The following is a 25,700-nucleotide window of genomic DNA, read 5'->3' on the forward strand; positions in this document are numbered from 1 at the left end:
GCTCCCAGCGGCGTGGATGGTGCCGCGTCGACCGCCGGCGCCGACGGGACCGCCCCCGAGGCCGAGGGGACTGCCCCCGACCCCGCCTCGGCGTCGGCCCCCGCCCGCAGGCCTGGGGCCGCGAGGACCGAGGCCACCGTGGAGACCCGCGGGAGGCCGCGATGAAGGCGCTCGTCACGCGGCTCGACAGCTTCGGCGACGTGCTGCTCGCCGGGCCCGCCGTACGGGCCGTCGCCGCCCGGGCCGACCACGTCACGCTGCTGTGCGGGTCGCGCGGCGCGCCCGCCGCCCGCCTGCTGCCCGGCGTGGACGAGGTGCTGGTGTGGGACGCGCCGTGGGGCGGGTTCCAGCCGCCCGACGTCAGCCGGGCGGACATCGACGCGCTCGTGGACCGGATCGACGCCGACACCGCGCTGATCCTCACCTCCTTCCACCAGTCCCCGCTGCCCACCGCCCTGGTCCTGCGCCTCGCCGGTGTCCGGCACATCGCCGCGGACAGCGTGGATTACCCCGGCTCCCTCCTCGACCTGCGCCACCAGCGCGCCCCGCACGCCCACGAGGCCGAGGCGGCGCTGGACCTCGCCGAGGCGGCGGGCTTCCCGCGGCCCGACGACGGACGCCTGCGGGTGCGCACCCCGCCCCGCACCGACGACCTGACCGGCCCCGGCCCCTACGTCATCCTCCACCCGGGCGCCAGCGTCCCCGCCCGCGCCTGGAGCCCCGAGCGCGGCGCCGAGGCCGTGCGCGAACTCGCCGCCGCCGGGCACCGCGTGCTGGTCACCGGCGGCCCCGACGAACGCGGCCTCACCGCGTACGTCGCGGGCGAGCACGGCACCGACCTCGGCGGCCGCACCGAGGCCCCGGAACTGGCCGGTGTCCTCGCGGGCGCCGTCGTCGTCGTCACCGGCAACACCGCGCCCGCCCACCTCGCCGCCGCCGTCGGCACCCCGGTCGTGTCCCTGTTCGCACCCGTCGTGCCGGCCGAGCGCTGGCGGCCGTACGGCGTCCCGTACGTCCTGCTCGGCGACCAGGACGCGCCCTGCGCCGACAGCCGGGCCCGGGACTGCCCCGTCCCCGGCCACCCCTGCCTGAACACCGTCACCGCGACCGACGTGGCGGCGGCCGTCGAGAAACTCCTGGGGGAGGCATGAGGATCCTCATCTGGCACGTGCACGGGTCGTGGACCACGGCCTTCGTGCAGGGCCCGCACACCTACCTCGTCCCCGTCACCCCGGACCGCGGACCCGACGGCCTCGGCCGCGCCCGCACCTGGGACTGGCCCGACTCCGTCGTGGAAGTACCCCCGGAGCGGTTGCGGGACGAGCACATCGACCTCGTGATCATCCAGCGCCCGCACGAACTCGCCCTGGTCGACCAGTGGCTCGGGCGCCGCCCCCCGCTGGTCTACCTGGAGCACAACGCCCCCGACGGTGACGTGCCCGACACCCGCCACCCCGCCGCCGACCTCCCCGACGTCACCACCCTCGTCCACGTCACCCACTTCAACCGGCTGATGTGGGACGCGGGTCCCACGCCGACGACCGTCGTCGAACACGGCATCGTCGACCCCGGCCACCGCTGGACCGGCGAGCTGGACCGTGCCGCCGTCGTCGTCAACGAGCCGATCCGGCGCGGCCGTACGACCGGAACCGACCTGCTCCCCGCCTTCTCCCGCGCCGCCCCGCTCGACGTCTTCGGCATGCGCACCGAGGGACTCGCCGAGCACATCGGCGTCGACCCCGACCGCTGCCGCACGCGGGACGTCCCCCAGGGCGACCTGCACACCGAACTGGCCCGCCGCCGCCTCTACGTCCACCCCGTCCGCTGGACCTCCCTCGGACTGTCCCTCCTGGAGGCCATGCACCTGGGCATGCCCGTGGTCGCCCTCGCCACCACCGAGGTCACCGAGGCCGTCCCCCCGGGCGCCGGGGTGGTCTCCAACCGCATCGACGTACTGACCGACGCCGTACGCGACTTCCTCGCCGACCCGCTGCACGCGCGGACCGTCGGCGACGGGGCCCGTGCGGCGGCCCTGTCCCGCTACGGGCTGTCCCGCTTCCTGGACGACTGGGAGCGGCTGCTGAAGGAGGTGACCCGATGAGGATCGCCATGGTGTCCGAGCACGCGAGCCCGCTCGCCGCGCTCGGCGGCGTCGACGCCGGTGGACAGAACGTCTACGTGGCCCGTCTCACCGAGGAGTTGGCCAAGCGCGGCCACGACGTCACGGTCTACACCCGCCGGGACGCCACCGCTCTGCCCGACCGGGTGCCGCTGCCCGGCGGCGCGGTCGTCGAGCACGTGCCGGCCGGACCACCCGCGGCCGTGCCCAAGGACGAACTGTTCCCGCACATGCCCGCCTTCGGCGCCCACCTGGCCCGCGCCTGGGCGCGGGAGACACCGGACGTGGTGCACGCCCACTTCTGGATGTCCGGCATGGCCTCCCGGATCGGCGCCCGGCCGCACGGCATCCCCCTCGTGCAGACCTTCCACGCCCTGGGCACCGTCAAGCGGCGCCACCAGGGCATGCGGGACACCAGCCCGTACGAGCGCATCGGCATCGAACGGCAGCTCGGCCGCGCCTGCGAAAGGGTCCTGGCCACCTGCACGGACGAGGTCGTCGAACTCGGCGACATGGGCGTACCGCCCCGGCAGGTGTCCGTCGTCCCCTGCGGCGTGGACGCCGAGCACTTCCACCCCACCGCCGACACCGGCCGCACCCCCGCCCGCACGGAGCGGCACCGGCTGCTCGCCTGCGGCCGGCTCGTGCCCCGCAAGGGCTACGACCAGGCCATCCGCGCCCTGGCCCGGATCCCCGACGCCGAACTCCTCGTCGCGGGCGGCCCGCCGGCCGGCGGACTCGACGCCGACCCGGAGGCACAGCGCCTGACCGCGCTCGCCCGCCGCACCGGCGTCGCCGACCGGGTCCGGCTGCTCGGCGCCATCGACCCCGAGGACATGCCCGCCCTGCTCCGCAGCGCCGACCTGGTGCTGTGCACCCCGGTCTACGAACCCTTCGGCATCGTGCCGCTGGAGGCGATGGCGTGCGGCGTGCCGGTCCTCGCCACCGACGTCGGCGGCCACCGCGACTCCGTGGCCGACGGGACCACGGGCCGCCTGGTCACCCCGCAGGACCCCGAGGCCATCGCGGACGCCGCCCGCGAACTCCTCGCCGACGAACGGCTGCGCCGCCAGTACGGCAGGAACGGCCGCGACCGCGTCCTGCGGCACTACACCTGGGCGCGCGTCGCCGACGGCGCGGAACAGGTCTACCGCCTGACCCTCGCCGACCACGCACTGTCGAAGGAGGTGGCGTGATGACCGTGACCCCGCCCGTCGTCGGGCACTGCGACGAACTCCAGGAGGCGCTGGGGGCGTTCCGCGCCTCCGCGCACATCACCGAGCGCTGGGGCTCGCGGCTCGCCGCCGTCCTCTCCGGCGGCGGCCGGCTGCTGGCCGCCGGCAACGGCGGCAGCGCCGCCCAGGCGCAGCACCTGACCGCCGAACTCGTCGGCCGCTACCGCGACGACCGCCCGCCGTTCTCCGCGATCGCCCTGCACGCCGACACGTCCTCCACCACCGCCATCGCCAACGACTACGGCGTCGACGAGGTGTTCGCCCGCCAGGTGCGCGCCCACGGCCGCGAGGGCGACGTCCTGATGCTGCTGTCCACCAGCGGCGCCAGCGCCAACCTGCTCTCCGCGGCCGACGCCGCCCGCGCGGCCGGGGTACGCGTGTGGGCGCTCACCGGCTGCGAGCCCAACCCGCTCATGGCGGGCAGCGACGAGTCGCTGTGCGTGGCGGCCCCCTCGGCGGCCACCGTGCAGGAGATCCACCTGGTCGCCGTGCACATGATCTGCGCGGCCTTCGACGCCGCACTGGAACGAGGCCTACGGGGCGCACGAGGCGCACCGGGAGCACGCGGCAAGGGAACGCGGAGGTGACGGGACGCATGACGGACAGGACCCCCCTGGTCGTGGTCGGCGACGCCCTGCTGGACCGCGACCTGACCGGCTCCGCCGACCGGCTGGCGCCCGACGCGCCCGTCCCGGTCGTGTCGGAGTGCGCCGAGCGCGTACGTCCGGGCGGCGCCGCGCTCGCCGCGTACCTCGCCGCCCGCGACGGCCGCGAGGTCACGCTGATCACGGGCGCGGGCGACGACCCGGCGAGCACGGCCCTGCGCGAACTCCTCGCCCCCTGGCTGACCCTGATCCCTCTGCCTCTGACCGGCACCCTGCCCGAGAAGACCCGCGTCCTGGCGCAGGACCGGCCCGTCGTCCGCCTCGACCGGGGCGGCGGCCGGGCTCGCGAGGCCACGGACGAGGCCCGCGCCGCGCTCCGCTCCGCCCGGGCCGTCCTGGTCTCCGACTACGGCCGCGGCACGGCGGACGCCCTGCGGGACGTACTGGCCGCCCGCCCGCCGCTGGTCTGGGACCCGCACCCGCGCGGAGGCTCGCCGGTTCCCGGCACCCGGCTGGTGACACCGGCCGAGAAGGAGGCGCACGGCTTCGCGCCCCGGAACGGGCACTCCCCAGGGGGCCTGCGCGCCGCCGCGCTCGCCGCCGCCGCCCTCGTACGGGACTGGCGGGTGGCCGCGGTGACGGTGACCCTCGGCGCCCGCGGCGCCCTCCTCTCCTACGGCGAACACCCCCTGCTCGTCCCCGCACCCGCCGCCCACCACGGCGACTCCTGCGGCGCGGGCGACCGGTTCGCGGCCACCGCCGCCGGGCTGCTCGCCGACGGGGCGCTGGTGGGGGAGGCCGTCGAGGGCGCCGTGGCCGCCGCGACGGCGTTCGTCGCGGCGGGCGGAGCGGGCGCCCTGCCCCCCGCGGACTCCGGCCCGCCGTCGTCCTCGCCGCCCGACACCGACGATCCGCACTCCCTGGCCGCCCGCGTCCGCGCCCAGCACGGCACGGTGGTCGCCGCGGGCGGCTGCTTCGACCTGCTGCACGCCGGTCACGTCGGCCTCCTCCAGGCCGCCCGGCGGCTCGGCGACTGCCTGGTCGTCTGCGTCAACTCCGACGCCTCCGTCCAGCGCCGCAAGGGCGACGGCCGCCCCGTCAACCCCCTCGCCGACCGGGTCCGCGTCCTGCGCGCCCTCGCCTGCGTCGACGCCGTCGCCGTCTTCGACGAGGACACCCCCGAACGCCTCCTCGGCGACCTGCGCCCCGACGTCTGGGTCAAGGGCGGCGACTACGCGGGCGCGGACCTCCCCGAGGCCGGCCTCCTCCAGGAGTGGGGCGGCCAGGCCGTCCTCCTGCCCTACCTGGACGGCCGCTCCTCCACGGCCCTGATGGCTCGCGCCGCCGAGGGGGTGCGATGACGCACGGCACTCCGGCCACGGAGCGCGGCCGAGCCACGGCCCCACCGTCCACCGGTCGCCCACTGTCCGCCGGTCGCCCACTGTCCGCCGGTCGCCCGCCGTCCGCCGGTCGCCCGCCGACGCACGGCACCGCACCCCCGGCCTCGGCCGGCGGCCCGGTGACGGGCGCCCCCGTGCATCCGCCGTCCGCCGGGATGGCGCACCCGCCCGACGTGGGTCCGGTGGCCGTCGGCCCGGCGCGCGGCGCGATGGCGCCCGGCGGGCCGTCTGTGGGCCGGGGGACAGGGCCGCCCACGGGCGGTGCGGTGCCGGGGGAGGGGACGCGGGCGGTGTCCGCCGGACGTGCCGGGGCGGGCGGGTCGGGGCCTCCCGCGTCCGCCGGTGGGCCCGTGACGGGCGACCCCGTGCATCCGCCGTCCGCTGGGATGGCGCACCCGCCCGACGTCGGTGCGGCGTACGCCGCCTCGGACGCGGGGCGGCACGAGGGCGGTGGGCGGGCGCGCCCCCGGCTGCTCGTTCTGCGTGCCCTCGGGCTCGGTGACCTGCTGGCCGGGGTGCCCGCGCTGCGCGCGCTGCGCCGCGCGTACCCCGGGCATGAGCTGGTGCTGGCGACCCCCGCCGAGCTGGCGCCCGTCGTCGCGGCCACCGGTGCCGTGGACCGGCTGCTGCCCGCCGCCGAGCCCGGCCGTGCGGTCCCGCGCACCCTCGACTGGACCGGCCCGCCCCCCGACGTCGCCGTCGACCTGCACGGCAACGGGCCGCCCAGCCACCGCCTGCTGACGGGCCTGCGCCCGCTGAGGCTGCTGGCGTTCGCGCACCCCGGGACCCCGGAGGTCGACGGGCCGCCCTGGTACGCCGACGAGCACGAGCGCGACCGGTGGTGCCGGCTGCTGCGGGCGTACGGCATCGCCGCCGACCCGGCCGACCTGCGGCTGCCGCGTCCTGACCTACCGTCCCCCGCCCCCGGCGCCGTCGTCCTGCACCCCGGCGCCGGCGCCCCGTCCCGCTGCTGGCCCGTGGAACGGTACGCGGCCGTCGCCGAGGCGCTGCGCGCACGGGGACGCCGGGCCGTCGTCACCGGGGGAGCGGACGAGGCCGACCTGGTGGCCAGGCTGGCCAAGCTCGCCCACCTGCCCGACACGGACGTGTTCGGCGGAGGCCTGCCCCACGACCGGCTCTCCGCCCTGGTGGCCGAAGCACGCGCCGTCGTCAGCGGCGACACCGGCATCGCCCACCTCGCCGTCGCCCACGCCACGCCCTCCGTCACCCTGTTCGGCCCGGTCCCGCCCAGCCGCTGGGGCCCGCCGGACCATCCCCGGCACCGCACCCTGTGGCACCCGGGCCCGGACGGCGACCACGGCGACCCGCACGGCCACCAGCCCGACCCCGCGCTGCTGCGGATCACCACCGACGACGTCCTGGCAGCCCTCGACGCACTGGACGCCCTGGAAGAGGCACCATGAACCACGCCACGAACCGCGGCCCGTCGACCACCCGCGAACACTCCCACGCCGACCCCACCCGGCCCGCCCCCGTCGGCGTCGTCATCGCCACCCGCAACCGCTCCGCGAGCCTCGCCGTCACCGTGCGCCACCTGCTCGCCCTGCCCGAACGCCCCGAGGTCCTCGTCGTCGACAACGCCTCCACCGACGACACCCGCGCCATGCTGGCCCGCGACTTCCCGAAGGTCCGCCTGCTCGCCCTGCCGTTCAACCGCGGCGCCCTCGCCCGCACCCACGGCGTCCGCGCCCTCGACACCCCGTACGTGGCGTTCAGCGACGACGACTCCTGGTGGGCACCCGGCGCTCTCGCCACCGCCGCCCGGCACTTCGACGAACACCCCCGGCTCGGCCTGCTCGCCGCCCGCACCCTCGTCGGCCCCGACGACGCCGCGGACCCCCTCAACGACCTGCTCGCCGCCTCCCCCCTCGGCCCGGCCACCGACCTGCCCGGCACCCAGGTCCTCGGCTACCTCGGCTGCGCCGCCGTCGCCCGCCGCACGTCCTACCTCGACGCCGGCGGCTACCACCCGCTGCTCTTCTTCGGCGCCGAGGAGACCCTCCTCGCCTACGACCTCGCCGCCCGCGGCTGGGGCGTCACGCACTGCCCCGACGTGGTCGCCCACCACCACCCGGACCCCGGCCCCCGCACCGACCGCCCGGCCGTCGTACGCCGCAACGAACTCCTCACCGCCTGGCTGCGCCGCCCCCTCCCGTACGCCCTCGCCCGCACCCGCGCCCTCGCCGCCGACGCCCGCCACGACCCGCACGCCCGGCGCGCCCTGCGCGAGACGCTCACCCGCCTGCCCGCCGCCCTGCGCGCCCGCAGGCCCCTGCCCCCGCACGTGGAGCGCGCCGCCCGCCTCCTGGACACGGCGAGCGGAGCGACCTCATGACCGACACCCGGACCACCGTCGTCGTCATCACCCACAACCGGTGCCCCGAACTCCTGCGCACCCTGGACCGCCTCGCCGAACTCCCCGAGAAACCCCCGGTGATCGTCACCGACAACGCCTCCACCGACGGCACCGCCTCCGCGGTCGCCCGCCACCACCCGGACGTACGGCTCCTGCGCCCCGGCCGCAACCTCGGCGCCGTCGGCCGCAACCTGGCGGTGCGTCAGGTCACCACGCCCTACGTCGCCTTCTGCGACGACGACTCCTGGTGGGCGCCGGGCTCCCTGTCCGGGGCCGCCGACCTGCTCGACCGGCACCCGGCGGTCGGCTCGGTCACCGCCCGCATCGTCGTCGAACCCGACGGCACCGAGGACCCGATCGTCGAAGAACTGCGCGACTCGCCCGTACCCCGCCCCGACTGGCTCCCCGGACCGGCCCTCGGGTCCTTCCTGGCCGCCGCGACCGTACTGCGCACCGACGCCTTCCGGGCCGCGGGCGGCTTCCACCCCCGGCTGTGGCTGGGCGGCGAGGAGGAGCTGCTCGCCGCCGACCTGGCGACGAACGGCTGGTGGCTGACGTACGCCGACGACCTGACGATCCACCACCACCCCTCGGTCGTCCGGGACGCGACGCTGCGCCGGGCCCACGGCATCCGCAACACCCTGTGGTTCACCTGGCTGCGCCGCCCGGCCGGCCCGGCCCTGCGCCGCACCCTCCACCTGGCCCGCACCGTCCCGCGCGACACCGCGTCCCTGCGCGCCTTCGCCGAGGCCACGGCCGCCCTGCCGTGGGTACTGCGCGAACGCCGGGTGCTGCCGCCGGAGGTCGAGGCCCGCCTGCGCTCACTGGAACCCGCCCAGCGCGACTCGACCGCCCGCAGCTACACGGGCTGACGCCCCCGCCCACCACCACACCGGCCGACTCCGCGCCGAGGGGACGCGGGGTCGGCCCGCCACTCCAACGTCACCTTGCCGGCCTGCCGGCCGGGTGGCCACGGCTGCGTGGTCACGGCTGCGTACCGAAGTACCGATCGGGGCCCGGGCGCAACCGGCCTTGGGCGATGCTCCGGTCGCAAGGAGGGGCCGAGAGGGGACCGAAGGGGGCCGAGTGGTGGCGACAGGATGGCGTACGGGGCGGTGGCGGTCGGTGCCGGGGCGCCTGATGCTGGCGCTGCTGCCGGCCGGTTTGGTGGGACTGGTCGTCTGGGCGGCCACCCGCTTCGGGCTGGACAAGGCGGATCAGACCTCCGGCGTCGTCGGAGGCGTGGTCGGCCTGATCAGCCTGCTGGTCTCCCTCTTCCCCCTCCGCACCCCTGCGGACGCGGAGGCGCCGACGGGAGGGGCGGGGACCGGCCGTGCCTGGATCTCCACCGCGGCCCGGCATTCCTCCTACCAGCCGCCTCGGCCGCAGACCCCCGTACGCGGCCGGGACCAGGAGATCGCCACGCTGCGCCGGCTCACCCGGGAGGGCGGAGGCGGGCTGGCAGTGGTGTGCGGGGCGGGCGGCCTGGGCAAGACCACACTCGCCGCCGAAGCAGCCCGCCAAGCCGAGCAGGCGGGGCAGGCGGTGTTCTGGGTGCGCTGGCAGGGCGACCGCGCCCGGCTCGCCGACGACCTCACCCGTGTCGCCCAGCTCCTCGGGCTCGCCGACATCCGCCTCAGCGAAGCCCAGCAGGGACGCACCGTGCTGGTCGACGTCGTCTGGGAGCACCTGACATCGACGCCGGGATGGGTGATCGTCGTGGACAATGCCGACACCCCGGCCGACGTGGGCACGCGCAGTGATCCGGTGGCCGCCTACCGGGGATGGCTGCGTCCTGGCGGCGCCGGTCTGCTCCTGGTCACCAGCCGCGACACCGCCCCGGCCACCTGGGGCCGTGAAGCCGAGATCGTCCATCTGCAGCCGCTGGACGCTGCCGCCGCAGGCTCGGTCCTGTACGACGCGGCACCGGACGCCGGGACACCCGAAGAAGCCCGGGCCCTCGGAGCGCGGCTGGGCGGTCTGCCGTTGGCCCTGAAGGCGGCCGGCCACTACCTCGCCTCTCCCGTCAGCCGCTACACCACCTTCACCGCCTACCACCACGCTCTGGAGCAGGAGTTCGGCGACCTGATCGGTGCCGCCCACCCCCAGGCCGCCGACCCCGCCGTGGCCCGCGCGGTCGTCCGTCACACCTGGGATCTCTCCTTGGAGCAGCTGCATGCCGACGGAAGGACCCAGGCGCGTCCCCTGCTCCAGCTCCTGGCCCTGCTCGAAGCCGCACCCATTCCCCTCTCCCTGATCACAACCGGGCTCCTGGCCGATGCCACCGGCCAAGCCGTCACGGCTACGGCCCTGGAGTCCGCGCTCGCCGGCCTGGACCAGTACGGCCTCGTCACCTCGCCGACGACGAACAGCGCGACCGGTGGCGGGACGGAGGGCACAGGCGGCGGCCGCGTTCTGCTGCATCCGCTGGTCCGCGAAGTCATGGCTCGTGCCGTGCCCGAGGACGACCGGGAGGACTGGCTGACCGCCCTGCACGCCCACCTCGTTCGCGCCGTCGACGACACGGTCCGGGCCGAACGCGCGGGCTGGGTGACCGCTCGCCTCCTCACCGCCCACCTGCCTCCTCTCCTGGACCGCGCCACCCGTGAGAATCTCCCCGCCGACCGCGCCGTCCTCGAACAGCTCGCCGACGTCCTCGGCGACGCCGGAGCCGCCGCCGAGCGGCGCCTCCTGTGCCGGCACCTTCTCGACGCGACGTCCCGTCACCTCGGCCCGGACCACCCCGACACCCTCACCAGTCGCAACAGCCTCGCCAACGCCCTGTCCGGACTCGGCAGGTACCAGGAAGCCGCGGATCTCCACCGGCGCGCGCTCGCCGACCGGGAACGCGTCCTCGGCCCGGACCACCCCGACACCCTGCGCAGCCGCGACAGCCTCGCCCTCGCCCTGCGCGGACTCGGCAGGTACCAGGAAGCCGCGGATCTCCACCGGCGCGCGCTCGCCGACCGGGAACGCGTCCTCGGCCCGGACGACCCCGACACCCTCACCAGTCGCAACAACCTCGCCTACGCCCTGCGCGGACTCGGCAGGTACCAGGAAGCCGCGGACTTCCACCGGCGCAACGTCACCGACTACGAACGCGTCCTCGGCCCCGACCACCCCGACACCTTCATGAGCCGCAACAACCTCGCCTACGCCCTCGAGGCCCTCGGCCGTTTCGAGGAAGCGGCACATCTCCACCGGCGCAATGTCACCGACCGTGAGCGGGTCCTCGGACCCGATCATCCCCGCACCCTGAACAGTCGCAGCAACCTCGCGAACGCTCTGACCGGCCTCGGTCGTTTCGAGGAAGCGGTGGAGTTGCACCGAGGTGCGCTCGCCGACCGTGAACGGCTCCTCGGACCCGATCACCCCGACACCTTCATGAGCCGCAACAGCCTCGCCAACACCCTGGAGGGCCTCGGCCGGTTCCAGGAGGCCGCGGATCTCCACCGGGGCACGCTCGCCGACCGTGAACGGGTCCTCGGACCCGGCCACCCCGACGCCTTCATCAGTCGCGGCAACCTCGCGAACGCCCTGTGCGGCCTCGGTCGTTTCGAGGAAGCGGTGGAGTTGCACCGAGGTGTGCTCGCCGACCGTGAACGGCTCCTCGGACCCGATCACCCCCACACCCTCACCAGCCGCGACAACCTCGCAGCAGCCCAGGCCGCACTCACGACGGGTACGAGACGAAGGAGCTGGTGGCGCACATCCTGATGCCCGCGCCGCCCGGCCTGCTCCCGCCCGGCCCGTTCCCGCCAGGCCTGCTCCCGCCCGGCTGCGGCCGCCCGGGCCGGGCCGGCACCACGGCGGGGCGGGCCCCCTACCGGCGGGCCGCCCGCGCCCCCAGCGCCGCCACCAGCGCGTCCGCGGCGTCCGGGAGCGGCCGGGCCGACCGGAACCCGGCGCCGGTCCGCCCGGCCTCCTCCCGTCCGTCGGTCAGGCACCAGTCCCACCACCGGTCCAGCACGCCCTCCTCCAGCCGTTCGGCGGCCACCAGCGCCGGCCAGCCGCAGGCGCGCGCCTGCGCCGTCACCTTGGCACCGCCCGCGACCGGGTCCACCGCCAGCGCGGGCGTCCCGGCCCGCAGCGCCAGGACCAGTCCGTGCAGCCGGTCGGTGACGACCAGGTCCAGCCGGGCCAGTACGGCCTCCAGCTGGGCCGGCGTGCCGCACAGCCGCCAGTCGTGTGCGTCGAGCCGCGTCTCCAGCTCCAGCCGGGCGCAGTCCTTGCCGGCCAGCCAGCGCGTCAGCCCCGCGGCGACCTCCTCGTGCCGCCGCTGCCCCCCGTACTCGTGCTGCCCGTGGGTGAGGACCACCCCGACGACCGGCCGGGCGGGCAGCGCGGGCGCGCGGGCCGCGAGGTCCAGGGTCGGCGCCGCGCCGGCGGCGTCCCGGGCCAGCACCTGGTGGAAGCCGGTCACGGCCGGGGACTCCGGGTCGACGACGGAGACGCCGACGGCGATCCGCACGCAGTGCGCGAACCGCCGGTGCACCTCCTCGACCTGCGGCCCGTGTGCCGGGCCGCACACGAAGACCAGCCGGGAGTACGCCGCCGGGTCCACGTCCGCGAAGTGCCGCCCATCCGCCCGGAACCCGGGGCTCCACACGACGTCGTAGGCGAGCCCCGCGCCGCGCAGCACCTCCTCCACCCGCCGCAGCGCCAGCACGTCCCCGGCGGTCGCCTCCCCGTGCAGGAAGCTGAACCAGCCGGTCACCAGGATCCTGTCTCGTCCGTGCACAGTGCGCACGGGTGCCCCGACGCCGCCGCGGCAATCACCGGTGGCCGGTCAGGTCCACCGTCCCGCCCCCCCGGCGAGCGGATCGGGCTCCCGGGGCTCCCGCGAGGCGGTGGGGGGCGGATCCCCGGCCGGGAGACTCGAACGCGGGGTGCTCCGGCTCGTACGGCGGGTGGGTCATGGCTCGCGCCTCGCGTCGCCCTGCCGCGAGCGGACGTACGCCTCGGCGGCGGGCGCGTACAGCAGGAACAGCCCCGGGATCGCGAGAACGGCGGCCACCAGGAGGATGAGGCCGCCGTACAGCGGGTCGACGAGCGCGAACGGGGCCGCGAGCAGCAGGGTCAGCACGGTCAGACAGGCGGCCGTGGTACGGGCGATCCGCCGCCCGCGGCCCGCTCGTACCGCGAACCAGACACAGGCGAGCCACAGGGCGGGCATCAGGGTCTGCCCCGCGTGCTGATCGGTTGTTCCCGCGACGGCCGCGGTCAGCGTCCCCAGCACCAGCAGGACCACGGCCAGGGTGACGCTCGTCGGTCGGCGGAGGATGCCGGGAGTCATTCGTTCAATTCCTTCGTGTGCCTTTCCCCGAAGCGGGGCGAAACGGGTGCGGGGCGGCGCGACCGCGACGGACACGGCGGTCGCGCCGTCCCGCACTCCCCCGGCCACCGATTCCACCGCGGCACACCATTGTTCAGCAGCCCGGACGCGGCACTGAACAACGCGGAACGACACGGTGAGGCCCATGGACACGGCACGGCACGGAACGGCGCGGAGCCATGCGGAACCGCGGTGAAGACACCGTGGACTCCCCGTGCGCCACCCCCCGTTGAACACCTGTCCGGTTGCCGCCCCGTCCGGCGGCTCCCTACCGTGGGCGCCCGTACGGAAACCGAGAGCGACGAGCGACGAGCGACGACGGGGCGGGCGGGGACACGTGAGCGGACGCGGAGTGGGACGCCGGGAGCGACGGCTCGACCCGGGGGCCGGACCGGTGCAGCGGTTCGCCGCGGAACTGCGCGCCCTGCGGGAGTCGGTGGGGCGCCCGACGTACCGGACGATGGCGGAGAAGGTCCCGTTCTCGGTGACCGCCCTGTCGCAGGCGGCGGCCGGCCGGCAGCTCCCCACCCTCGCGGTGACCCTCGCCTACGTCGACGTCTGCGGCGGCGACCCGCGGGAGTGGGAGCGGCGCTGGCGCGAGGCGAGCGCGGAGGCCGCCGCCCTCGCCGCCGCGGACGAGGGTGCCCGGCCGCCGTACCGGGGCCTGACACGGTACGAACCGGACGACGCCGCCCTCTTCTTCGGGCGCGACCGGCTCGTGGACCGGCTGGCCGACCTGACCCGCCGGCACCGCTTCACCGCCGTCTTCGGCCCCTCCGGCAGCGGCAAGTCCTCCCTGCTGCGGGCCGGCCTGATCCCCCGCCTGCGCGCGCCGGGGGACGGTCCGGACGCACCCGCGGCCCCAGCGGCCGTACGCATCCTCACCCCCGGCCCCGACCCGTCGCGCACCCACGCCGGCCGGCTGACCCCCGTCCCGGACACGGACGCGGACACCTGGCTGATCGTCGACCAGTTCGAGGAGCTGTACACCCTCTGCGCGGACCCGGACGAGCGGAACGCGTTCGTCGACCGGCTGCTCGCCGCCACCGCACCCGGCAGCTCACTGCGGGTGGTGATCGCCGTACGCGCCGACTTCCTGGGGCGGTGCGCCGAACACCCCGGCCTCACCGCGGCGTCGCAGGACGCCACGCTGCTCGTCGGCCCGATGTGCCGGGAGGAGCTGAGGGAGGCCGTCGTCCGGCCGGCCGCCGCGGCAGGACTGGTCGTCGAACGCTCCCTGACCGCACGGCTGCTCGACGAGGTGGAGAACGCGCCGGGCGGACTGCCGCTGATGTCGCACGCGTTGCTGGAGACCTGGCGGCACCGCACCGGCCGGACCCTGACCGAGTCCGCGTACGAGGCGGCCGGCCAGCTGCGCGGCGCCGTCGTCCGTACCGCCGAGGAGGCGTACGGCGAACTCACCGCCCCCCAGGCCGACCTGGCCCGACGCGTCCTGCTGCGGCTCGTCGCGCCGGGCGACGGCACCCCCGACACCCGGCGGCCCGCCGAGCACGCGGAACTCGACCTCGGCGACCCCGACGGCACCCGTGCCGTGCTGGACCGGCTGGTCCGGGCCCGGCTGCTCACCCTCGACGACGGCACCGTCGAACTGGCCCACGAGGCGCTCATCACGGCCTGGCCGCGGCTGCGCGGCTGGATCGACGCCGAACGCGACCGGCTGCGCGTCCACCGGGCGCTGTCCGAAGCGGCCCGCACCTGGCTGACCCTGGGCCGGGAGAGCGCCGCGCTCTACGCGGGCTCGCGCCTGTCCGCCGCCCACGACGCCTTCCCGCGCGACCACCGCAGTGCGGAACTCACCCCGGTGGAACGCGAGTTCCTGGCCGCCTCGCTCGGACGGCGGCGGCGCGCGGTACGGCTCCGGCGCGGCCTGTCGGCCGCCCTCGCCCTGCTGGTGCTGGTCGCCTCGGGCACCGCCGTCGTCGCCCTCAGGGCGCGGGCCACGGCCCAGGCCGAGCGGGACGACGCCGTCTTCGGCCGGATCACCGCGGAGGCCGACCGGCTGCGCGGCACCAACACCGCGCTGACCGCCCGGCTCGACGTCGCCGCGCTCGGCATGCGCTCCACCCCCGAGCTGCGGACCCGGCTCACCACGGACGCGGGCCGGGTGCTGTCCACCCGGCTGCCCGGGCACGAGGGCGTCGGCAGCGCGGTGGCGTTCGCCCCCGACGGCGAGACCCTCGCCAGCGGCGGCCACGACGGCACCGTCCGACTGTGGGACACCGCGGGACCGGGCGCGGGCGAGCCGCTCGGTGAGCCGCTGCGCATCACCGGTGCACCGGTGGGCGCCGTGGGGTACTCACCCGACGGCGCCCTGCTGGTCGCGGCCGGGCACGGCGGCGCCGTCCGGCTCTGGGACGCACGCGAACGCGAGCGGCCACGGCCCGTCGGCCGGCCCCTGGTGACCCACGACGGGGAGACCGTCGTCGCCGTCGCCTTCGCGCCGGACGGCGGCACTCTGGCCACCGCCGGCGACGACGGCACCGTCCGCCTGTGGGACGTGGGCGACCCGGCCAGGCCCGCACCGCTCGGCGAACCCGCCCGCGCCGACGCCCGCAGCGTCCGCGACGTCGCCTTCGCCCCGGACGGCCGCACCCTCGCCACGGCCGGCTACACCGGGACCGTACGGCTGTGGAGGCTGGCCGGCGACGACGGGATGAGGCCGCTCGGCGAGCCGGGGCGCGCACACGAGGAGGCGGTCTGGTCGGTGGCGTTCTCCCCGGACGGCCGGACCCTGGCCACCGCCGGCTACGACGACACGGTGCGCCTGTGGGAGGTGTCCGCACCGGGCGGCCCGACCCCGTTGGGCGACCCGCTCACCACGCACACCGCCGCCGTGTGGGCCGTGGCGTTCAGCCCCGACGGACACACGCTGGCCACCGCCGGACATGACGACACCGTGGTCCTGTGGAACGTGGCCAACCCCGCGTACCCGCAGCAGATCGGCGAGCCGCTGACCGGGCACACGGAAGGCCTGTGGGACCTGGCGTTCGCCCCCGACGGCCGTACCCTCGCCACCACCGGCGCCGACCGCGGCGTCCGCGTCTGGCATCTGCCGGAGAACGTCCTGACCGACTTCACCAACCCGCTCACCTCCGTGGCGTACGGCCGAAACGGCCGCCTGTTCGCCGCCGCCAGCACCGACGACGCCCTGGTCCGGCTCTGGGACGTCCGCCGCCCGGGCCGCCCGCGCCCGCTGCCGCGCCACCTCACCGGCCACGAGGCCCCCGTACTGACCGTGGCCTTCGCCCCGGACGGCCGCACGGTCGCCGCCGGCGCCGAGGACGGCACCGTACGGCTGTGGGACGTCTCCGCCCCGACGCGCCCCACCTCCGCGGGCACCCTCCCGGACGCGCACCCGGGCGGTGTCCTCACCGTCGCCTTCGCCCCGGACGGCCGCACCCTGGCCACCGGCGGCGCGGACGGCAGGGTCCGGCTGTGGGACGTGCGCGACCGGGACGACGTACGCCCCGTCGGCGAGCCCCTGACCGCCCACACGGACTGGATCACCTCCGTGGCCTTCGCGCCGGACGGGCGCACCCTCGCCACCGGCAGCCAGGACAGGACGGCCCGGCTGTGGGACGTGAGCGACCCCGACCGGGCCCGTCCCGCGGGCGAACCCCTCACCGCCCACGGGGACTGGGTGAACTCGGTGGCGTTCTCCCCGGACGGCGACACCCTCGCCACCGGCGGCCGGGACCGCACGGTACGGCTGTGGGACGTCACGGCGCCCGGCCGGGCCCGCCCGCTGGGCGAGGAACTGACCGGGCACCGCGGCGGTGTCACCTCAGTGGCCTTCACCCCGGACGGCCGCACCCTCGCGAGCGGCGGCGAGGACCACGCGGTACGCCTGTGGAACGTCGCGGACCCGGCCCGCGCCGAGCCCTTCGGCCACGAACTCACCGGCCACCTGGAGACCGTCACCTCGGTCGCCTTCAGCTCCGACGGCGACACCCTCGCCTCCGCGAGCCACGACCTCACGGCCCGGCTGTGGACGCTCGACACGGCAAGGACGGTCCGGCACATCTGCGCCCGCACCGGCGGCGACCTCACCCCGGCCACCTGGCACGAACTCCTCCCGCGGCTCGCCTTCCGGCGCACCTGCCGGGACACGTGAGGACAGCCCTCGGCCGGCCCTCCGCGAACCCGACCGTTCCCGGCCGGCGGAACCGGCCGTCCCGCTCACCCGGCGGGCTCGCCGGGCCCACGAGCTCCGCCGCCACGGCGCATCACTTCCGCCCGGCCTTCGGGAAGTGGTAGTGAGACCTGTGCCACGGGCTGCAGGATGGCACGGAGCCGCCCGGCAAGGTCCGGCACAGAGGAGGACACATGACGACGGCCACGGAGCTGTTCCGCAGCGCACGGGACTTCCTGCTGGAACACCGCGAGGACTACACCGCCGCCCACGAGGGATTCACGTGGCCCCGGCCCGAGCACTTCAACTGGGCGCTGGACTGGTTCGACGTCGTCGCCGACGGCAACACGCGCACGGCGCTGCACATCGTCGAGGAGGACGGCACCGAGGCCCGGGTCTCCTTCGCCGAGATGTCCGCCCGCTCCAACCGGGTGGCGAACCGGCTGCGCGAGTGGGGCGTCGGCCCGCAGGACCGCGTCCTCGTCATGCTCGGCAACCAGACGGAGCTGTGGGAGACGGCCCTCGCGGCCATGAAGCTGCGCGCCGTCGTCATCCCCGCCACCCCGCTGCTCGGCACCGCCGACCTGCGCGACCGCGTCGACCGCGGCCGGGTGAGCCACGTCGTCGTGCGGGCCGAGGACACCGCCAAGTTCACCGGCGTGCCCGGCGACTACACGCGCATCGCCGTCGGCGGCACGACGGAGCCCGGATGGCGGCCCTACGAGGACGCGTACACGGCCTCCGACGCCTTCACCCCCGACGGGCCCACCGCCGCCGACGACCCGCTGATGCTGTACTTCACCTCGGGCACCACCGCCCGCCCCAAACTGGTCGAGCACACCCACGTGTCGTACCCCGTCGGGCACCTGGCGACCATGTACTGGATCGGCCTGAAGCCCGGCGACGTCCACCTGAACATCTCCTCACCCGGCTGGGCCAAGCACGCCTGGTCGAACCTGTTCGCGCCGTGGAACGCCGAGGCGACCGTCTTCCTGTACAACTACACCCGCTTCGACGCGGCCCGGCTGATGGCCGAGATGGACAGGGCCCGGGTGACCACCTTCTGCGCCCCGCCGACCGTGTGGCGCATGCTCATCCAGGCCGACCTGACGCAGCTCGCCACCCCGCCGCGCGAGGTCGTCGCCGCCGGTGAGCCGCTGAACCCCGAGGTGATCGAACAGGTCCGCCGCGTGTGGGGCAGGACCATCCGGGACGGCTTCGGCCAGACCGAGACCGCCGTCCAGGTCTCCAACAGCCCCGGCCAGGTCCTGAAGACCGGCTCGATGGGCCGCCCCAGCCCCGGCTACCGCGTCGAACTCCTCGACCCGGTCACCGGCGCGCCCGGAGCCACCGAGGGCGAGATCGCCCTGGACCTGTCGGAGCGCCCCGTCGGCCTGATGACCGGCTACCACGGCGACACCGACCGCACGGCGGAGGCGATGGCCGGCGGCTACTACCGCACCGGCGACATCGGCGCCCGCGACGCCGACGGATACCTCACCTACGTCGGCCGCGCCGACGACGTCTTCAAGGCCAGCGACTACAAGATCAGCCCCTTCGAGCTGGAGAGCGCGCTGCTGGAGCACGAGGCGGTCGCCGAGGCCGCGGTCGTGCCGGCCCCGGACGAGCTGCGCCTGGCCGTGCCGAAGGCGTACATCGTGCTGGCGGCGGGCTGGGAGCCGGGCCCCGACACCGCGAAGGTGCTCTTCGAGCACTCCCGCCAGACCCTCGCCCCCTACAAGCGCGTCCGCCGCCTGGAGTTCGGCGAGCTGCCCAAGACCGTCTCCGGCAAGATCCGCCGCATCGAACTGCGCGAGGCCACGGCGGCCGGTTCCCAGGACGAGTACCGCGAGGAGGACTTCAGGTGACCGAACTCTCCTACGCCCACGGCACCAGCACCACCCCGCTCCTCGGCGACACCATCGGCGCCGACCTCGACCGCGCGATCGCCGCCCACCCGGACCGCGAGGCCCTGGTCGACGTACCGTCCGGACGGCGCTGGACCTACGCCGAGTTCGGCGCGGACGTCGACGAGGTGGCGCGCGGACTGCTGGCGAAGGGCGTCGCCAAGGGCGACCGGGTCGGCATCTGGGCGGTCAACTGCCCCGAGTGGGTCCTCGTCCAGTACGCCACCGCCCGCGTCGGCGCCGTCATGGTGAACGTCAACCCCGCCTACCGCGCGCACGAGTTGGAGTACGTCCTCAAGCAGTCCGGCGTCACCGTGCTCGTCGCGTCCCTCGCCCACAAGGGAAGCGACTACCGGGCGATCGTGGAAGAGGTCCGCGGCCGGTGCCCCGCGCTGCGGGAGACCGTCTACATCGGCGACCCGTCCTGGGACGCGCTGACGGCGGGCGCCGCCTCGGTGCCCGAGGACCGGCTGAGGGCCGCCGCAGCCGAGCTGAGCTGCGACGATCCGGTCAACATCCAGTACACCTCGGGCACGACCGGCTTCCCGAAGGGTGCCACCCTCTCCCACCACAACATCCTCAACAACGGCTACTGGGTGGGCCGTACGGTCGGCTACACCGAGCAGGACCGGGTGTGCCTGCCCGTGCCCTTCTATCACTGTTTCGGCATGGTCATGGGCAATCTGGGAGCAACCTCCCACGCCGCCTGCATCGTCATCCCCGGCCCCTCCTTCGAGCCGGCCGCCACGCTGGAGGCGGTGCAGCGGGAGCGGTGCACGTCCCTGTACGGCGTCCCGACCATGTTCATCGCGGAGCTGAACCACCCCGACTTCGCCTCGTACGACCTCACGTCCCTGCGCACCGGCATCATGGCGGGCTCGCCCTGCCCGGTGGAGGTGATGAAGCGGGTGGTCGCCGAGATGCACATGGAGGAGGTCTCCATCTGCTACGGCATGACCGAGACCTCCCCGGTCTCCCTCCAGACCCGGATGGACGACGACCTCGAACACCGCACCGGCACCGTCGGCCGCGTCCTGCCCCACATCGAGGTCAAGGTCGTCGACCCGGTGACCGGCGTGACCGTGCCGCGCGGCGAGGCCGGTGAACTGCGCACCCGCGGCTACAGCGTGATGCTCGGCTACTGGGACGAGCCCCGGAAGACCGCCGAGGCCATCGACGAGGGCCGCTGGATGCACACCGGGGACCTGGCATTGATGCGCGAGGACGGCTACGTCGAGATCGTCGGCCGCATCAAGGACATGATCATCCGGGGCGGCGAGAACATCTACCCGCGCGAGGTCGAGGAGTTCCTCTACGCCCACCCGAAGATCGCGGACGTCCAGGTCGTCGGCGTACCGCACGAGCGCTACGGCGAGGAGGTGCTGGCCTGCGTCATCCCGCGCGACCCGGCAGACCCGCTCACCCTGGAGGAGCTGCGCGCCTACTGCGCGGACCGGCTGGCCCACTACAAGGTGCCCAGCCGCCTCCAGATCCTCGACTCCTTCCCGATGACCGTCTCGGGCAAGGTGCGCAAGGTGGAGCTGCGGCAGCGGTACGGAGTGTGAGGCGCAAGCTCCAGGTTCGCCCGCCGATCTCCGTGATAAGCCAGTTTGATCTGGTGGACAGGTACGTGAACTGTTGTTTGGATGAGGCCAGTTGATAAGCCCAAGGCGCCGTGTGGGGGGTGCGTTCCGGGTTCGCCGTGCCAGCGGATTCAGGCATCCCTCCGGAGGTGTCTGCGTAGTTAGGACGTTCTGTGAGACTTATCGCTCGCACAGGTGTGGCTGTCTGTCTGGCGACGGCGGCCGCCGTCGCCTGGTCCGCCTCCGTCTCCTTCTCGGCCGAGCCGTCGCCGTCCGTGGCCACGCCCGTCGCGGACGAGGCCCCCGGTTACGCCGTCGAAGATTTCAACTATCCCGGAGCCGACAGGATCCAGCAGGAACAGGGCATCGTCCTCAAGCGGGGCGACGGACACATCGTGCTCGCTGAGTGCGGCAGCGAAGAGGGCCTGATGGAGCTGTGGGTGCGCTACCGCGCGGAGCACGTCTGCTTCCGTGTCACCGGGAACAGTGGCTACCTCAGCGTGGAGATCCCCGCCGTCTACGGCATCAAGGGTGCCGCGGACCAGTCCGCCGACGTGAAGATGACCGTCGACGACGAAGAGTCGCACTACGACGTCCCCGCCGGCACGCTCACGAACGTGGGCGAGACCGCAGATCCCGAGGGCCGGGACCACATGCTTCTGGAGATCACCACCAGCAAGTAGGCGGCGCCGCCCCGCAGTCGTCCTGACGGGACGCCGTTGTCGGCCGGTGATCCGGTCACAGCGGGCCGTGCCTGTCCGAACGCCGTCCGGACGAGACCGACCAGGGCCTCTGCGCGCCGTGCGCCGGGCCCGTCCTTTCTGGGCCCGTCGCGCCGTCGCGCCGTCGCGTCAGTCCCGCATCCGCTTTCCCATTCACCGCCGGCGGCGTCCCTGCCGTGCCCGGATGCTGTCGGCTGCCAAACGATCGGGAGTCGATCCTTGAACACGACGTACTGGAGCAGACGCCGGGTCCTGAGCGTGGCCGCCGCCACGACGGCGGCCGCGGCTCTCCCCTTGGCCGCCACCGCCCGCGTCTTCGCCGCGACGGTCGCCTCGGGTGACGCCCCCAACCTGCCGTCGCTTCCGGACACAGCCCGCGCGCGAGCCGTGACCGCGTGGCAGACCGGCGGCAAGGCGACCAAGGCAGCCGCGGCCGTCGCTCTCGTCGGCACCGACGCGGAGGTCGAGGAGTTCGTCGCCACGAAGCTGCCTGTCACGGTCGCCGAGGACAACCGCGTGGCCCTCTTCAGGTCGCTCTCCCTGGCCGGCAAGGGCACCACGGCCGCCGTCTCCGACGCGCTGACCGCCGGAGACGCGGCGATCGAGGCCTTCCTCGCCGGTGGGTACGAGGCGGCGCAGAAGGAGGACATGAGTGCCCTCACCTTCACGCTGAAGGGACTGGGCGGCAGGAGCGTCAAGGCCGCCGCCGACACCGCGCTGAACGACGGCTCCGGTGACGCCCTGCTGAAGTTCATCACCGAGACGCAGTTCACCGCGCGCCTGGAAGACGAAACCGCCGAGGTCTTCAAGCTCCTCGGCGGCGCCGGACCCGAGCTGACCACGTACGCGCAGCGCGCGCTGGAGGACGGCGGCGCCGAAGCCATCCGCTGGTTCCTGGAGATCGGTCAGAACATAGCCCGGGCGCGCGACGAGGAGGCCGCGTCCATCGAGCAGCTTGTCGCCGTGACCGCACGTCAGTCCTCGCGTGCCGAGTTGTCGACGGCGAAGGCCAAGGAAGAGTCGGACAAGGCGAAGAAGGCCGCCGCCGAGGCCAAGAAGGCCGCGCTGGAGGCCGCCGCCGAGGCTCAGGCCGCGAAGGAGGACGTAGCCAGGTCCGCGGCCGCGGCCCGCAAGGCGGCCAGCGCCGCCAAGGGCGCGGCCAACGCGGCGGCGACCGCCATCTCCGCTTCCTACGCCGCACAGACCGCGGCCCGCAAGGCCGCCTGGGCCGCCCATGCGGCGACGTCCGCCGCGGCCACGGCCGCACGCGCCGCCTCCACGGCCTACCAGGCCGCCATGGCCGCCTCCAAGGACGCTTCGAAGACGGCCGCCGCGAAGGACGCGGCCGTCGCTGCCCGCAACGCGGCCGCGAAGGCGCGGTCGGCCGCCGCGGCTGCCGACCAGGCGAGGATCGCCTCCGCCCAGTCCGTCGTGGCCGGCAACTCGGCCGCCGCCGCCGCGCGGGACGCCGCGGTCGCGGCCAACGCCTCGGCCACCGCGGCCGGCGCCGCCGGTGCCGCCCAGTCGGAGGCCGCCGCCGCCCGTGCCGCCGCCCGGCAGGCGGACGCCCAGGCGGCTCGCGCCACCCGGGCCGCCTCCACGGCACAGTCCCTGGCCAACAAGGCGGCGTCCGCGGCCGAGGCGGCACGCGACGCGGCCAACTCCGCCGCTGGCCACGCGGAGAAGGCCGCCGCCGCAGCCGAGGAGGCAGCGAAGGCCGCCGGGCAGGCCGTCGATTTCGCCAACAAGAGCACTGCCTGGGCTGCCGACGCCCAGGAGGCGGCCGACGCCGCCATCAAGGCAGTGCTGGACGCCCAGGCCGTGGAGAAGGAGGCGCGCGAGGCGGAGCTCGTCAAGCTCGAGGAGTACGCCGACCAGGGCAAGGCGGAGGCCGCCGAACTCGCCCTGCTGGAGAAGCAGGACATCGAGGACGCGCGCAATCAGCTGACCCATCAGCAGGCCATGGACTCGGCCACGCGGGACCTGATCGCGGCGGCGGAGAAGGCGCTCAGGGCCGGTGACCGCGCGACGGCCGTCGACCAGGGCCGCAAGGCGTGCTTCAACCTGTGCTCCTCCAGCGGCACCTGGACCCGCGAGGCGGCGGCCTTCGCCCTCGCCGCCGGTGAGGAATCGGTCCTGAACTGGGTCGACACCGACCGGGGCATCGCGCAGAAGCAGGACGACCGCGAGACGGTCGTGTTCGTCGCCCAGGTCTCCTCGGCCGACGTGGCCGGCGCGGCCCAGGCGGCGCTGGAGTCCACGGACGAGGCCGCTCCCACCGAGTTCCTCACCACGGGGGCCATCGAGGCGGCGAGGGAGGACCAGACCGCGGCTATCTTCCGGATTCTCGGCCAGAAGCCCGGCAAGGCGGTCACCCAGGCAGCGACCGAGGCACTCAACGACGGTTCGGCGAAGGCGGTGCACGAGTTTTTCACCGTCAAGTACGGGCCGGCGCTGGCGGAGGACGACAACGTAGCCGTCTTCTCGTCCATCGGTTCCGCGGGGCCGTACACCAGGACGGCGGCGACCGTGGCGCTCGAGGGCCCGAGCTGGATGCGCCGCAACTTCGTCAACACCGTGTACCAGCGGATGCTGCAGATCGACGCGGACGCCGCCGCTCACATCGCGGCGATGCAGGCCCTGCTCGCCCAGGCCGCCAAGCACGCCCAGGACGCGGTGACGAACGCGGCCTACGCGCAGAAGGTGGCGGCGGAGGCGCGCGATGCGGCGGAGGACGCGCAGCGGTGGGCCACGGCCGCCTCGAAGTCCGCGGAACAGGCCGAGGTGTACAAGAAGCAGGCGGACGCCCACGCGGACGACGCCGAGAAGTCGGCGAAGGATGCCCAGGCCTCCGCCGACAAGGCGAAGAACGCGGCCCTGACCGCACGAACCGCCGCCCGGCGCGCCAACTACTCCGCCAACCGGGCGACCGCGGCCGCCGCCTCGGCGGTGGTGTCGGCCAACAACGCCCAGGCCTCGGCCAACGCCGCCCGTGCCTCGGCGACGCAGGCGGGCAAGGACGCCAAGGAGGCGGCGGCGGCCGCGTCCGAGGCGAAGCAGATCGCCGCCCAGAAGCGCAGGCAGGAGCAAATAGAGGCGGCCCGGAAGGCCAAGGAGGAGGCGAACAAGGCCAAGCAGGCGGGCATCGACCAGGCCGACACCGCGGAGAACGACGGAGCGAAGGAGCCGGAGACTTTCCTCGGCGCCGACAAGGACGAGTGGCGCAACGCCGCCTCCGTGCTCGGTACGATCTCCACCTACTCGGGATACGCCGCGGCACTGAGCCTCCTGGTCCCGCCGCCGGCCGGCGAGGTGCTTTACGGCGCCCTCGGTGGCGTCTCCCTGATCACCGGTGTCGCCAGCAGCGTCATCTACGGATTCACCGACGGTTTCACGTCCGAGGCGTTTCTCACCTCGGCGTTCGGCGTCGCCGTCGGCATTTACACCACCGGTCTTCCGTGGGGCAAGTTCGGGGGCACGGTCGGCGCCATCGACGACGCCTTCCGCGGACTGGGGGCCGGTGCCATGTCGGTCGGCGTCCAGGCCAGGCGCGTGGGTGCGGCAGTTCTCTCCCCGGCCACCAGCACGATCGTTGAGGCCGGAAAGGCCGTGGGTGACGCGGTCAGTGATACCTGGGACGATCTGACGCCCTGGTAGAACGAGAGTGGTAGCCTCCCGGATAGAAATGTCAATACTTTTGAATTAGTTTTGCGTTCTGTCCGGGAGGACCTCAAGTAATGTCTGCCGACCTCACCACAGCTCAGTGGTTATTTGTCTCCGCCGGCGCCACCGTCGTATACATGGCAACCATGGCATGGGTCATGCCGACGCCCAAAGCGAGGCTGCGCACGGTTCTGGCCCCGTTCGCCGGCTGGGTCTTCCTGATTCCCAATGCTGCGGTGAAAGGTTATTCCGTGGACCACACCCTGTATATCTACAGTGGTGTCCTGCTCATGTTCGTGATTATGTTCGCGCCCGTTGCGAAAAAGGTCGCAGCTGATATTGCGGAGCAGGAAGAGAAGCCGTGGGACAAGGTTCCCCTCAATATCTTTTCTCTGTATTGGATGCTCGGCTCGGCCACGGTTTGCATCGCGGTGGGAGCTTACTTGTGGCGTGTTGTCGAGTAGTCTTCGGGTGCGCGGCGAGGTGGTCGCTCACTCGGATGGTTCCGGGGGGGGGGGGGGGGGGGGGGGCGAGAGGGGGTGGGGGGGGGGGGGGGGGGGGGGGGGGGGGGGGGGGGGGGAAGGGGGGGAGGGCGACCAGG

17 protein-coding genes are annotated in these 25,700 nt (G+C 74.6%); 15 read left to right on the forward strand and 2 right to left on the reverse strand.

Translation table 11 applies throughout. The features are described 5' to 3' along the window. Positions 1 to 161: 161 nt before the first annotated feature. The 9 genes from ACZ7G3_RS18165 (at position 162) to fxsT (ending at position 11,453) form a co-directional block, all read left to right on the forward strand. A complete protein-coding gene (locus tag ACZ7G3_RS18165; protein ID WP_470926659.1) occupies positions 162 to 1,151 on the forward strand; it encodes a glycosyltransferase family 9 protein in 990 nt (329 codons plus the stop codon). Then, the gene (locus ACZ7G3_RS18170; RefSeq protein ID WP_470926661.1) at positions 1,148 to 2,101 is read left to right on the forward strand and encodes a glycosyltransferase; all 954 of its coding nucleotides are present in this window, start codon (positions 1,148 to 1,150) and stop codon (positions 2,099 to 2,101) included. Before ACZ7G3_RS18165 ends, ACZ7G3_RS18170 begins: the two co-directional genes overlap by 4 nt. Next, positions 2,098 to 3,315, forward strand: coding sequence for a glycosyltransferase family 4 protein (locus tag ACZ7G3_RS18175; RefSeq protein WP_470926662.1), 1,218 nt, complete (start codon positions 2,098 to 2,100; stop codon positions 3,313 to 3,315). The genes ACZ7G3_RS18170 and ACZ7G3_RS18175 overlap by 4 nt, the downstream gene beginning before the upstream one ends. Further along, complete coding sequence (locus ACZ7G3_RS18180; RefSeq protein WP_470926664.1) at positions 3,315 to 3,941, forward strand: D-sedoheptulose-7-phosphate isomerase; 627 nt, start codon at positions 3,315 to 3,317, stop codon at positions 3,939 to 3,941. The genes ACZ7G3_RS18175 and ACZ7G3_RS18180 overlap by 1 nt, the downstream gene beginning before the upstream one ends. Before the next feature lie 8 nt (positions 3,942 to 3,949). Next, positions 3,950 to 5,320 carry a D-glycero-beta-D-manno-heptose 1-phosphate adenylyltransferase gene (rfaE2, locus tag ACZ7G3_RS18185; RefSeq protein WP_470926666.1) on the forward strand — a complete coding sequence of 457 codons (1,371 nt, stop codon included), beginning with the start codon at positions 3,950 to 3,952 and terminating at the stop codon, positions 5,318 to 5,320. Positions 5,321 to 5,745: 425 nt separating this feature from the next. Further along, on the forward strand, positions 5,746 to 6,783 hold the full coding sequence (locus tag ACZ7G3_RS18190; protein ID WP_470926668.1) for a glycosyltransferase family 9 protein: 1,038 nt from the start codon (positions 5,746 to 5,748) through the stop codon (positions 6,781 to 6,783). After that, complete coding sequence (locus ACZ7G3_RS18195; protein WP_470926670.1) at positions 6,780 to 7,715, forward strand: glycosyltransferase family 2 protein; 936 nt, start codon at positions 6,780 to 6,782, stop codon at positions 7,713 to 7,715. The genes ACZ7G3_RS18190 and ACZ7G3_RS18195 overlap by 4 nt, the downstream gene beginning before the upstream one ends. Next, complete coding sequence (locus ACZ7G3_RS18200; RefSeq protein ID WP_470926672.1) at positions 7,712 to 8,608, forward strand: glycosyltransferase family 2 protein; 897 nt, start codon at positions 7,712 to 7,714, stop codon at positions 8,606 to 8,608. Before ACZ7G3_RS18195 ends, ACZ7G3_RS18200 begins: the two co-directional genes overlap by 4 nt. A gap of 217 nt (positions 8,609 to 8,825) precedes the next feature. Next, a complete protein-coding gene (fxsT, locus tag ACZ7G3_RS18205) occupies positions 8,826 to 11,453 on the forward strand; it encodes an FxSxx-COOH system tetratricopeptide repeat protein (protein ID WP_470926674.1) in 2,628 nt (875 codons plus the stop codon). A gap of 106 nt (positions 11,454 to 11,559) precedes the next feature. On the opposite strand, the gene ACZ7G3_RS18210 is transcribed toward fxsT, so the two are convergent. Together ACZ7G3_RS18210 and ACZ7G3_RS18215 are read right to left on the reverse strand one after the other, a co-directional pair. Further along, positions 11,560 to 12,477 (reverse strand): polysaccharide pyruvyl transferase family protein, encoded by a 918-nt coding sequence (locus tag ACZ7G3_RS18210; RefSeq protein ID WP_470926812.1) that lies wholly within the window; start codon positions 12,475 to 12,477, stop codon positions 11,560 to 11,562. A 174-nt stretch (positions 12,478 to 12,651) separates the two neighbouring features. Further along, positions 12,652 to 13,032, reverse strand: a complete 381-nt coding sequence (locus ACZ7G3_RS18215; protein WP_426599314.1) for a hypothetical protein — start codon at positions 13,030 to 13,032, stop codon at positions 12,652 to 12,654. Positions 13,033 to 13,408: 376 nt separating this feature from the next. Between ACZ7G3_RS18215 and ACZ7G3_RS18220 the strand changes: the two genes are divergently transcribed. The 6 genes from ACZ7G3_RS18220 to ACZ7G3_RS18245 all read left to right on the forward strand — a co-directional run bounded on the left by ACZ7G3_RS18220 (position 13,409) and on the right by ACZ7G3_RS18245 (position 25,563). Next, positions 13,409 to 17,206 carry a WD40 repeat domain-containing protein gene (locus ACZ7G3_RS18220; protein ID WP_470926676.1) on the forward strand — a complete coding sequence of 1,266 codons (3,798 nt, stop codon included), beginning with the start codon at positions 13,409 to 13,411 and terminating at the stop codon, positions 17,204 to 17,206. A 212-nt stretch (positions 17,207 to 17,418) separates the two neighbouring features. Next, a complete protein-coding gene (locus ACZ7G3_RS18225; RefSeq protein WP_470926678.1) occupies positions 17,419 to 19,092 on the forward strand; it encodes an AMP-binding protein in 1,674 nt (557 codons plus the stop codon). Next, positions 19,089 to 20,696 carry an AMP-binding protein gene (locus ACZ7G3_RS18230; protein WP_470926680.1) on the forward strand — a complete coding sequence of 536 codons (1,608 nt, stop codon included), beginning with the start codon at positions 19,089 to 19,091 and terminating at the stop codon, positions 20,694 to 20,696. Before ACZ7G3_RS18225 ends, ACZ7G3_RS18230 begins: the two co-directional genes overlap by 4 nt. A gap of 215 nt (positions 20,697 to 20,911) precedes the next feature. Then, the gene (locus tag ACZ7G3_RS18235) at positions 20,912 to 21,397 is read left to right on the forward strand and encodes a hypothetical protein (RefSeq protein WP_426599310.1); all 486 of its coding nucleotides are present in this window, start codon (positions 20,912 to 20,914) and stop codon (positions 21,395 to 21,397) included. Positions 21,398 to 21,655: 258 nt separating this feature from the next. Then, positions 21,656 to 25,093: an ALF repeat-containing protein gene (locus ACZ7G3_RS18240; protein ID WP_470926682.1), complete on the forward strand. Its 3,438-nt coding sequence runs from the start codon at positions 21,656 to 21,658 to the stop codon at positions 25,091 to 25,093. Positions 25,094 to 25,173: 80 nt separating this feature from the next. Beyond that, entirely contained in the window at positions 25,174 to 25,563 is a 390-nt protein-coding gene (locus tag ACZ7G3_RS18245) for a hypothetical protein (RefSeq protein WP_470926684.1), read from the forward strand. Positions 25,564 to 25,700 lie beyond the last annotated feature (137 nt).

It is taken from the genome of Streptomyces sp. NPDC037271, from assembly GCF_055603605.1.